Origin of the sequence: Spirosoma sp. SC4-14 (assembly GCF_037201965.1) — a bacterium.
In the GTDB taxonomy this organism is placed as follows: Bacteria; Bacteroidota; Bacteroidia; order Cytophagales; family Spirosomataceae; genus Spirosoma.
Window position 1 is genome coordinate 6,543,153 of record NZ_CP147518.1, and the last position, 11,385, is coordinate 6,554,537.

An 11,385-nucleotide genomic window follows, 5' to 3' on the forward strand; every position below is an offset into this window, starting at 1 on the left:
CCTTAAGTCGATATGGCCATTCTGCAAACACAGGCAATAAACAAATACCAGGAACTAGTTTTTATCTATAGACCAGGCTTATTGAAAAGTAAAGCATAGCGACTCTATACGCAACTATATTTTTACATTCATTAAAATAGTAAAATTTTATTTTTAAATAATAACAAAACCATGCTTTAGCCAACCTCAAAAGCTAACCTGTATCCCTCTCAGCATATAGCCAAACCCTACCTCATGCCGACAACGCTATTGCCAATCGTTTACGCTTTACAATAATAAATTGGATTTCAGCTACATTAGTCCGATATGCTTACTTTATCATTTATTTTAAACGTATCTTTATTGCTTTCCCAAAAACGCTCTTCTTATGCTTCACAACCTAACTACTCTTCGAAAACGCTGCCAAACGCTTCTGGTACTAGCGGTGAGTCTGCCGCTCATTGGCCACGCACAGGATGCGCAAACCTACCAGACCCCACCTAAGGTGCTGGCCGATCTGGTAACGATGCCGCCTACGCCCAACGTAAGTATGTCGGCCAAAGGCGATGTTATGCTCCTGCTCGAACAGGCCGGAGCACCCGGCATTGCCGAGCTGGCGCAGCCCGAACTAAAAATAGCAGGTCTGCGGTTAAACCCAGCCAACACAGGCCCAAGCCGAACGCATTACATTACGGGTCTGAAACTAAAAGGGCTAACCGAAAAAGAGCCAAGAGCCATTACCGGGCTCCCGGCCGAACCGCTCATCAGTTTTGTTCAGTGGTCGCCCGATGACAGTAAAATTGCCTTTGCTGTGTCAACCGACACCCGAATCGATCTGTATGTGGCCGATGTAGCTACAGCATCCGCCCAGAAAGTAGGCTCGGTTGCGCTCAATGCCACATTAGGAATGCCGTATTACTGGCTCTCCGACAGCAAAGGGCTAATCGTTAAAACCGTGCCGGCTGGCCGTGGTCCCGCACCCGAAATGAGCCGGGTTCCTGCTGGCCCTACCACACAGGAAAACGTAGGAGGCAAACGCGGTCAGGCACCCACTTATCAGGATCTGCTCAAAAATCCATCCGACGAAAAGCAGTTTGCCTATTATACAACAGCTCAGGTTGTTCGGCTGGGACTCGATGGCTCAACAACGCCTATTGGTCAGCCCGGAATCATTCTAACGGCCGAACCATCGCCCAATGGCCAGTTTGTGATGATCGAAACAGTTCACACACCGTTCTCCTACCTGGTTCCGGTGTACCGTTTTCCGCTTAAAACCGATATTTATACCATTACGGGTTCGCTGGCAAAAAGCCTCAACGATTCTCCACTTCAGGAAAGTGTTCCCTATAGCCGCGATGGTGCCCCAACAGGGCCGCGCAATTTTTCATGGCGGGCCGACGCGCCAGCCTCAATTTATTATACCGTAGCCCAGGATAACGGCGACCCAAAAGTAAAAGCAGCAATTCGGGATAAGGTATTCCTGCTCGACGCTCCGTTTACGGCACAGCCGAAGGAAATTTATGCGGCTCAGTTCCGGTTTGCGGGTTTCGACTGGGGTAATGAATCAACGGCGCTGGCCAGCGAACGCTGGTGGCAGACCCGTAAAACGATCACCAAAATCGTTAATCCGACCAACTGGCAAACATCGGCATTGTTTGATCGCTCCTACGAAGATCGTTATTCGAATCCTGGACAGCCCGACACCAAACACAACCAATATGGACGTGAAGTGCTGAATTTACTGCCTACCGGCGAAATTTTCATGATCAATGCGCAGGGCTCTTCGCCCGAAGGCGACCGCCCGTTCGTTAGCCTGCTGAACCTGAAAACCAAGCAAAGCAAAGAACTTTGGCGATCGGCCGCACCATATTTTGAGCGACCAGTGGCCGTGCTGGATGCAACGAGGCAGGTGATTCTGACTACTCGCGAAGCACCCGAAGAAAACCCAAACTACTTCGTTCGTAATCTGAAAGCCCGTATTGCTCCCGTTCAGGTAACGTTCTTCCCACATCCATATCCGCAACTGAAAGGTATTCAGAAACAACAGCTTCGCTACAAACGCTCGGACGGCGTTGATCTGACAGCAACCCTGTATCTGCCTGCTGGCTACAAGAAAGAACAGGGAACACTGCCTACCTTTCTGTGGGCCTATCCGGCCGAATTTAAAAGCAAGGAAGCGGCTGGTCAGGTATCAGGATCGCCCTATCAGTTTAATCGAATCAGCTACTGGGGTGCAGCGGCTTTCGTTACGATGGGCTATGCTATTCTGGACAACGCCAGTATTCCTATTGTTGGCGAAGGTGATAAAGAGCCAAACGATACATACGTAGAACAGTTGGTAGCCAGTGCCAAGGCGGCCATCGACGAAGGCGTTCGGCTGGGAGTTGTCGATTCGAGCCGGGTGGGCGTGGGTGGACACTCCTATGGGGCCTTCATGACGGCAAACCTTTTGACGCACAGCAAACTTTTCAAGGCAGGTATTGCCCGTAGTGGTGCCTATAACCGTACACTGACTCCGTTTGGTTTTCAGAACGAACAACGGTCCTACTGGCAGGCCCCGGATGTTTATAACCGGATGTCGCCGTTTATGAATGCCGATAAAATGAAAACACCATTGCTGCTCATTCATGGCGAAGCCGACAACAACACCGGTACGTTCCCGATTCAGTCGGAGCGTTACTACAATGCGCTGAAAGGGTTTGGAGCCACAACACGGTTAGTGTTCCTACCCTATGAAAGCCATCATTACGATTCCAAAGAATCACTGCTGCATATGCTCTCCGAAATGAACGGCTGGCTCGACAAATACGTCAAAAATCCGACCGAAACGGGAAAACCCAACCAGGCCAGCAAAGTTGGCGGAGGCAAATAACCGACTCTGTTCTGAAAAGCTATTTCATCGACACCCCGAAAGTTTCAGGCTTTCGGGGTGTCGGTTTTCGTAGCGTTACCTTTCCCTAAGAAGTACTTCTGTAAATCAGACACATACGAAGCCTTATCATACATTTGCTGCTGTATGCGTCTAAAAGATAAACTCCCCCTTAGCTACCTTTTATTTACAACTCGGGGCCGGATTAACCGCTCTGCCTACTGGCTGGTGTCGGCCTTTATCTGGAGTACATTTTACGTACTCCACACATTGCTCCGCGACTTCGTGGGCGAAGGTGCAACCTATTGTTTATATCCGCTCCTGCTTGGTTCATTGGTAGCCACTGCCACCAAACGGCTGCACGACACCAACCGATCGGGCTATTGGCTGCTGGTTGTTTTGGTTCCGGTTCTTGGCCCGCTCTGGCTCATCTATCAATTAGGCTTTCGGAAAGGCACTCCGCAGCAAAACGGATTCGGAACCGTTCCGAACGAAGCCGCCGATTATTTAAAAAACGATCGGGGTCAGTCGATTCCGCACCGCCCCACCGCAGAACGGATCATTAACGACGTAACCCAACTGAATCCGGTAGTTGTTGCCAAGGTTTTCCGGCCAACCTCCATCGCGCATTTGCAGGAACGCCTTCGCACCACTACCGGCCCGATATCTGTAGGTGGTGGGCGCTTTAGCATGGGAGGGCAGACGGCTAGTCAGCAGAGCCTGCACATCGATATGCGGGAATTGAATCAAATTATCAGCTTTTCGAAAGAAAACCGGCTCATTACCGTACAAACCGGCATTCGCTGGTGCGACATTCAACGCTTCATCGACCCACATGACCTCAGCATCAAAATTATGCAGACATACGCCAACTTTACGGTTGGTGGGGCATTGAGTGTCAACTGTCATGGGCGCTACATGGGCCACGGTCCGCTTATTCTGTCGGTGCGGGCTATTGAAGTGGTGTTGGCGAATGGAACGCTCGTTCGGGCCAGTCGCACCGAAAATCCGGCTCTTTTCTACGGAGCTATTGGTGGTTATAACGGTCTGGGCATTATGGTTACGGCCGAACTAGACCTGGAAGATAACGTGGCCGTACGGCGCGAACACCAGAAACTTGACCGACTGACTTATCGGCCATTTTTTGTCGAATCCATCCGCGACAACCCGGATGCCGTTTTTCATAATGGAGATATGTATCCACCTTCCTTTACGAATATGCGCGCCGTTACGTGGGTTAAAACAACGCAGAAGCCAACCGTAAAAAAACGCCTGATGCCCCTCCGCGAGTCCTATCCGCTGGAACGTTATTTTCTGTGGGCTTTTACCGAAACGGCTTTTGGCAAATGGCGTCGCGAGCATATAGTAGACCCGCTTTTGTACCTGGCCCATCCAATTCACTGGCGTAACTACGAAGCCGGTTATGATGTGGCCGAACTAGAACCCCGATCGCGCAAAAAACGGACGTATGTTCTTCAGGAATACTTCGTACCCATCTGGCATTTCGAATCCTTTTCGGAGCAGATGAGCGAGATTTTTAACCGCTATCAGGTAAACGTCATCAATGTTTCGGTTCGTCATGCCCTTCCCGATTCGGGTTCTTTACTGGCCTGGGCTCGCGAAGAAGTATTTGCCTTTGTGGTGTATTATAAACAGCGAACGCACGCCGTTGAGAAAAATAAGGTAGCTATCTGGACCCGCGAGCTAATCGACGCCGTTCTGTCCGTTGGCGGAACCTATTACCTCCCCTACCAGGTCCATGCTACACCCGACCAGTTCCATCGGGCCTATCCAAACGCCCAAACCTTGTTCGCGCTCAAGCAAGAACTGGACCCTGCGTTTCGGTTTCGCAATGTTTTCTGGGATACCTATTATCATCCAACTGTTACAGAGCCTCGCTCTTTACCACAACACACTACGAACTACGAATGAATATGACTCAGGCTCCATCAGAATTCCATGCGGTATTTGATCAGACCAAACCGCGCGATGCCTTTTACCGATTTCTTCAGGTCGTTTTCCATCTCTACCCTGAAGACAAGTTTCACCATCTGATTGGCGAGGTAACAAAAACTGAAACATCGGATGAACGTATTTACAAAACTATCCAGAATCGTTTACCCAGCATTAAACCCTTCCTGTCAGAACTGACCTATTCGCTACCGGCTCTAAAGGTGCAGAAACGGGAGATGACCCGCCAAACGCTGGAACTACTCCCCCAAAACACAATCATTAACGGCTATGTGGAAATTGGTTCGCCTGGCCGCTACATCAGCGATTTGCGGAAACATATGTCTATCAACAGGCCTGTTTATCTAATTAACGACGTGGCTCCGTCGAACAGTCCGGCCGACATTATGGAGCGTGGCCAGTTGAGTAAGCTTGGTACCTTTATCGACCTGAACGACTATGCCCCAATCGATTCCAGCGCCATTTCTGATGCCAGTGTCGATCTGGTAACCTGCTTCATTGGATTACACCATGCCCGGCCCGAAAAATTAACTGGGTTTATTGGTTCCATTCATCGCATTTTACGGCCGGGGGGCTGGTTTATCCTGCGCGATCACGACGTCAAAAACCCCGATATGGCCACGTTTGTGTCGCTGGTACATACCGTTTTCAACCTTGGTCTGAACATCAGTTGGGAAACGGATCAGCAGGATTACAAGGCATTTAAACCCATCGATGAATGGAGCCGGATTGTTACCGAAGCGGGGTTTACGGATGCAGGCAAACGACTCTTACAGGCAAACGATCCCTCGGACAATACGCTGGTATTGTTCACAAAAAATCAATGAGCTAAACCAACTACCCACTCATGCTCAGGCTACCCATTCTGACAATGCTAATGGTGCTGCTGGCCATCATTCTGTTTGTCCGACATAAGCGAAATCAGTTAACGATTCCAGCCGGCAAAGGCTGTGTTGTTCCGAAAGACTGGCTCGTCAGTAATCCTCATCCGGTTACACCAGCCGAACACATTCGGCCCGCCGACCAAACTTTTCTGACCTATCCCGAATGGTTTCTGGTCCATAGCCCCGCCGAAATTGCCGATTATGCTCAGGGGCATACCACCACCACTTTTCCGTATATGAGTCATGTGAAACAGCTATGGCAGAGTTATGGTGTCGTTTATGACCAGATCAAAGACGCTTTTCCATTCAACACCGGCTACCACATCATGATTTGGGTAATTGGAGTCAGCACTACAGTTGAATATGCCATGAAAGCCCTCTACGAAACGGTGGTGGGGCGCTTGACCAATCCGACCCATGGGGGCGTTGTAACGGATGAAGACACATTCAATGCGAAGTTTACTCAGGACTATGTCGATTTTATTCGCGTTCGCCCCTGGTATGAATTCGATTTCAAGTCCCGTATTCCGGCTTTATTTACCAACACATCGTTCTTCGGCCCTCATTTTCTGCGAAAAATCGACCGTAAGTACATGCTGCTGACCGAATTGCTCATAAAAGCGGGCTATGGCTATCTAATTAAACTGGGTACCAAAGCCTCTTATGACGAAGCGCTGCCCACTACAGCCGTCATAGTCGACCAGTTCCCTCCGGGCTTCGGGTCAGGGCCTTCGGTCGACCATTTACAAACGTATCCCGATGGCTCGGCCCTATTGCTTTTGCCCCGATATGAAGCGTTCCATCCTGCCGCAACAACGTTGGCGCAACATGGCGCAACATTCCGTGAAATTGCTGGAAATAACTCGGCCATTTTGATAACCGTACTAGCCCCCGAAAGCTGGCAACCTGTTTCGCCAGCTTTTCGTCTGGTTTTCACGCAGCCGATTCTCACTAAACCAGGGCTAAAACGAGTTGCACTGGTAACCCCCGTTGGCGAGTTCGGCAAAACCATCCGATTTCTCAGCGGAGAAACCATACGGGTGGAACATGTTTATGATTATTAAGCAAAAAAAACGGCGTTCTCTTACCGTCTACCGCCCCCAAACGTAACCCCCGCTTTAAAGGAAAGATAATTATTGTCTTTCACGATATTATCTTCAATTGCTAACCGAAAGTGTCCAATCTGCAAACCAATGCGGGGCGCAAATCCAAAATTCGATCCACCGTTCACCCGTTGCGTTGAGTTATTACTGCTATTGGTCACAACATCGACACTGCCAAAATTGTAAATGCCTAGCCCGGCCCCAAGAAACGGTCTTACTACATTTCCAAAACTATACTCACCCGTTACGATAACCGACCCTACGGTTCGGGCCGAATATTCATCAGAAGTACTTGTTGAATTACTAACCACTTCCAGTGCGGCAACTTCTCCTTTTAAGCCAATGGCCAGATTATCCGAGATATTATATTTTGGTTCGAGCGAAATAGCAACTCCGCCTTTTCCGTGCAGATTACTCAAATTGCCATTAGGGGTAGCATAACCCAGTAAGAAATCCACTTTAAACGGACGAAAATTTTGAGATTGTGCGTTTACGGAAATATGAATGGCCAGTAATATAGCCGTAGCCCAAAGTGTCTTCCTCATTTTTGTATATGTTATTTACCAGAGTGAGACGTTAGGCCACTCTAAAGGTAACGACCCCGATTCTCTCCCAACAAAAGCATAGCCGTTTCCTATGCGGGCAAAACCACTCCCGCCCAAATCCAGTTGATTTTTGTATAATCCTAACAGCCAGCAAATGGCCGCTGGCTCTCAACGCCTATGCTTACGACTCTTGACAAACAAACGGCTCTAGTCTTAATCGATTTACAAAAAGGTATTGTTACTGGCGAAAAAGCGCACCCGGTAGCTGATATTATCCAGAATGCAGCCCGATTAAAAGCCGCATTTCGGCAGGCAGGCCTTCCGGTAGTTGTGGTTCACGTTGAACCAATTGGTGCGCCAGCGTCATTGGTCCGGTCGGAGAAAAGCAATTTCCCAAAGGATAAAGATGGGCAGCAGCAGGCACTGGCAAAGATGCGGTCGAATGGCTTCTTCGAGATTGTAGACTCCATAATGCCCGAAGCCGATGACTTGCTGATTACGAAAGAAACCTGGAATGCTTTTTATAATACACCCTTGCATGAGCAACTACAGCAGCGGGGTGTGACGGGTATTGTGCTGGCAGGCATCTCCACCAGCATTGGTGTAGAAGGCACTGCCCGCTCAGCCAATGAACGCGGCTATAACCTTACGTTTGCCACTGATGCCATGACCGATACAGTAGCCGCTGCCCACGCAAACAGCCTGACCTACATTTTCCCCCGCATTGGCGAACTGGCCATAACCGACGACATCATTGCTCGTTTAGCGGTCCATAAATAGCTACTAAGATGCCAGCACTCCGGGGTGATACTGTTTTATGAAAAAGCCCTGCATAGAAAAGTTAGTAAGCTTATAAATCAGGACCATACGGTTATCTTTAACTAGCTTTTAATAACCGACTAGCTTTTCGTTAGTTATTCATATAAGGGTTTAAATTGAAAGGGTAACCAATTAGGTAAGTGGGTAAACCAACGTTTCTTTCTGTTTGCCGAAAGTTTCAGTAATACTCATTTACCTAATTATCAATACTCCGATCAACCAAAGCTCCATATTATCAACTCAACGTAAACGCATATGAAACGGTTATTTTTTATCGCAGCACTGGCACTAGCCAGTAGCCTGACGCAGGCACAAACTGTTACAGTCAATAGCGAGGCCAAGCCCAACACCGATTTTAGTAAGTACAAAACTTACGTCTGGGCTTCACAGGTAGATAGCAAACTCGATCCGGGTCTTTATTTTCTCAACGATCTGGTTCTGAAGAAACAAATCCGCGATGCGGTTGCTTTTTCGATGGATGGACGTGGTTATAAATTCAACCGTCAGAATCCCGATCTGATCGTTAATTTCCGCGTATTCGATCAACCCACAACCATAAAGGGATATACCGGAGCGGGGTCTGATTACTTTACACCTGGCGAAATCCAAACCCTGGGCGACGAACAGGATATTAAGGTGCAACCCGGTACGATTCTTATTAATTTGGTCGATACCAAAACCGATCAGGCTATCTGGACCGGCCTCGCTTCGGGGCTCACTTCCGACAATGGATTCGACCGACAGCAGGGAAAAATCCGGGAAGCCGTCAATCTGATTTTTAACAAATACCCCTACCGCGCTGATAGCTATTAAACTCGCTATTAGCTGGGTAAGTTAGTGCGCCATTTTCTCGAATGGCGCTTTTTTTGTTTGCAATCCATATCAACAAGACAAACACGTTTGTGCCTTTCTGCCTATTTTTACTGTATGATTTACCTCGACAACAATGCCACAACCCGTCTCGATCCGCGTGTGCTGGAAGCGATGATGCCGTTCCTGACCGATCAGTTCGCCAATGCAGCCAGCACGCATCCGTTTGGGCTTTCGGCCCACGAAGCGGTTAAAACGGCCCGCCAGCAAGTGGCCGATTTGCTGGGTTGCGAAACGCATGAACTGGTGTTTACGTCAGGGGCGACCGAAGCCATTAACTTAGCAATAAAGGGTGTAGCAGAAAACTACCAGAATCGGGGGAAGCACATTGTTACGGTACAAACGGAGCACAAAGCGGTGCTGGATGTGTGTGAGTACCTGAAAAGGCATCGTTACGAAGTAACTTACCTACCTGTTCAAACCGACGGTTTATTAGATTTAGACGTAGTGAAAGCCGCCATCCGGCCCGATACAATGATGGTATCGGTGATGTTGGTCAACAACGAAACCGGCGTTATCCAGCCCATCAAGGAAATCGCTCAGTTAGCCCACGAAGCGGGTGCTTTATTCATGACCGATGCAACACAGGCTGTTGGCAAGTTACCCATTGACGTTGATACACTCGGTATTGATTTGATGGCTTTCTCCGCCCATAAATTCTACGGACCGAAAGGCGTTGGTGGCCTATTTATTCGCCAGCGCCGACCAAACAAAGTAAAACTGGAAGCTCTTTTGCACGGCGGTGGACACGAACGCGGCTTACGCAGTGGTACACTGAATGTGCCGGGCATTGTAGGCATGGGAAAAGCGGCTGAACTGACACGGCAGAAAATGCAGAAAGAGGCCCAACGTATTGCGAATCTACAGAATCGGCTCGAAACGGCTTTACTGACGATTCCGGGAACGCGGGTAAATGGAAACCGAGAGCATAGGCTTTATAACGTCACTAACATCTATTTTGAGAATTGCGATTCCGATGCGTTGATTATGGGGCTGGAAGGCATGGCCGTATCGAACGGCTCGGCCTGTACAGCCGCGTCAATCGATCCATCGCACGTATTACTGGCGATGGGTCTGAATGAAACCGAAGCCTTTTCGTGCCTGCGCTTCAGCCTTGGGCGATTTACGACCGAGGACGATATAACGGAGGCTATTGATGGGGTAAAAGGCGTTGTAGAGGAGCTACGGGCGCTGGTAGGATGATTTATTCCTTCAATAAGTCAAATAGATGTGTAGGTGGCTCAAGTGCCACCCGACTTTTCTGCCGAAGAATAGCCACTGTTTCGACTTATTCACGTGAGGGAGGCAGTAGCGGTAAGCGATTGTAGGGCTGGGCAGGCTGGAAATCTATCATGTACGAAAATACATCTTTTATGTACATGATAAAACCTTCGCGTACATCCTGTGTACATGACAATCCTCAATGTTGCTACTGGCCCCGGATAACAAAATTTGCAGGTATTTAAGTAGTATTTCCTCGATAAGAACCGGGTCGGGAACCAGTTACTCTTTACTGGCTAGAATAGTAATTTTGAGGCTGGTTAACGACTGAATGCGGGAGAAGTCCTTCCGGTTATAGGTTATCAATTCTGTGCAGTTTTGCGCTTCTGCTATAGCGGTATGCAAACAGTCATTGATATTCAAAAAGCCAAGATCAAAGGCCAAATTGGATGCTCGCCTGAACATGGACATATCATAGTTTACAGGCGAAGTTGCCAGCATAATGTCAACAGCCTCCTGAATTGATTGATTGGTCTGTTTTAACTTAGCCATTACGTAAGTCGTTTCCTGTACTGACAATAACGAGACATAAAACACACTGTCGTTCAAAGCTTGACTAACTAACCTTTGCGCCTGCTGATGTTTAGTTAGGTCGTAGGCAACAAAATAGTGAATGAGAACGTCGGTGTCAAAATAGATCACAGCGGATTGTCGTTGATGTCGTCAATAAGGTCATTAATGTCGGTATCTGGTGATAGCATTACCGGAACCTGTTCAGTTATCAAACGTAGCGCTTCCATCCGACGAAGTAAGTGTTGCTGGTCCGCAACCGAATCACTCACCTCTTCTACCTTCACCCGAATAGTCTTTTTTTCAAAAAACTGTGCCAGTCGTTCGGCAAAGTCGCGCTTGTCTTCCTCAGACTTTACTACAAACGTCACTTCCATACGTGTTTTGTTTTATTGATGCATGAGTAAGTTCGTAATGTCCGTCCACTTGCAAGGTCCTGTTAATCAGTAGACTGAGTAAGTAAAAATATTACAAACTTATTTACGCATCTATATTATTAGCAAGATAACGAAATTTGCGGGTGATTAGACCATATACCTTCACATACTGAAAGC

The 11,385-nt window shown here is 48.3% G+C and carries 10 protein-coding genes; 7 read left to right on the top strand and 3 right to left on the bottom strand.

Going from position 1 to position 11,385, the window contains the following annotated elements; genetic code table 11:
• The first annotated feature begins 367 nt into the window (after window positions 1–367).
• The 4 genes from WBJ53_RS27040 to WBJ53_RS27055 all read left to right on the top strand — a co-directional run bounded on the left by WBJ53_RS27040 (window position 368) and on the right by WBJ53_RS27055 (window position 6,767).
• On the top strand, window positions 368–2,851 hold the full coding sequence (locus tag WBJ53_RS27040; protein ID WP_338872077.1) for a prolyl oligopeptidase family serine peptidase: 2,484 nt from the start codon (window positions 368–370) through the stop codon (window positions 2,849–2,851).
• 144 nt (window positions 2,852–2,995) lie between these two features.
• A complete protein-coding gene (locus WBJ53_RS27045; RefSeq protein WP_338872079.1) occupies window positions 2,996–4,780 on the top strand; it encodes an FAD-binding protein in 1,785 nt (594 codons plus the stop codon).
• Window positions 4,777–5,646 (top strand): methyltransferase domain-containing protein, encoded by an 870-nt coding sequence (locus tag WBJ53_RS27050; RefSeq protein WP_338872081.1) that lies wholly within the window; start codon window positions 4,777–4,779, stop codon window positions 5,644–5,646. Before WBJ53_RS27045 ends, WBJ53_RS27050 begins: the two co-directional genes overlap by 4 nt.
• 20 nt (window positions 5,647–5,666) lie before the next feature.
• Complete coding sequence (locus WBJ53_RS27055) at window positions 5,667–6,767, top strand: hypothetical protein (RefSeq protein ID WP_338872083.1); 1,101 nt, start codon at window positions 5,667–5,669, stop codon at window positions 6,765–6,767.
• Between the two features lie 20 nt (window positions 6,768–6,787).
• Here the strand turns inward: WBJ53_RS27055 and WBJ53_RS27060 are convergent, their stop codons facing one another.
• The gene (locus WBJ53_RS27060) at window positions 6,788–7,351 is read right to left on the bottom strand and encodes an outer membrane beta-barrel protein (protein WP_338872085.1); all 564 of its coding nucleotides are present in this window, start codon (window positions 7,349–7,351) and stop codon (window positions 6,788–6,790) included.
• Between the two features lie 177 nt (window positions 7,352–7,528).
• Here WBJ53_RS27060 and WBJ53_RS27065 point away from each other — a divergent pair, with 177 nt between their 5' ends.
• The 3 genes from WBJ53_RS27065 (at window position 7,529) to WBJ53_RS27075 (ending at window position 10,243) form a co-directional block, all read left to right on the top strand.
• Entirely contained in the window at window positions 7,529–8,131 is a 603-nt protein-coding gene (locus WBJ53_RS27065) for an isochorismatase family protein (protein WP_338872087.1), read from the top strand.
• Window positions 8,132–8,425: 294 nt separating this feature from the next.
• A complete protein-coding gene (locus WBJ53_RS27070) occupies window positions 8,426–8,983 on the top strand; it encodes a DUF4136 domain-containing protein (RefSeq protein WP_338872089.1) in 558 nt (185 codons plus the stop codon).
• Window positions 8,984–9,097: 114 nt separating this feature from the next.
• A complete protein-coding gene (locus tag WBJ53_RS27075) occupies window positions 9,098–10,243 on the top strand; it encodes a cysteine desulfurase family protein (protein ID WP_338872091.1) in 1,146 nt (381 codons plus the stop codon).
• A gap of 300 nt (window positions 10,244–10,543) precedes the next feature.
• Here the strand turns inward: WBJ53_RS27075 and WBJ53_RS27080 are convergent, their stop codons facing one another.
• Entirely contained in the window at window positions 10,544–10,963 is a 420-nt protein-coding gene (locus WBJ53_RS27080; RefSeq protein WP_338872093.1) for a PIN domain-containing protein, read from the bottom strand.
• Window positions 10,960–11,208: a hypothetical protein gene (locus WBJ53_RS27085; protein WP_338872095.1), complete on the bottom strand. Its 249-nt coding sequence runs from the start codon at window positions 11,206–11,208 to the stop codon at window positions 10,960–10,962. Before WBJ53_RS27085 ends, WBJ53_RS27080 begins: the two co-directional genes overlap by 4 nt.
• Window positions 11,209–11,385 lie beyond the last annotated feature (177 nt).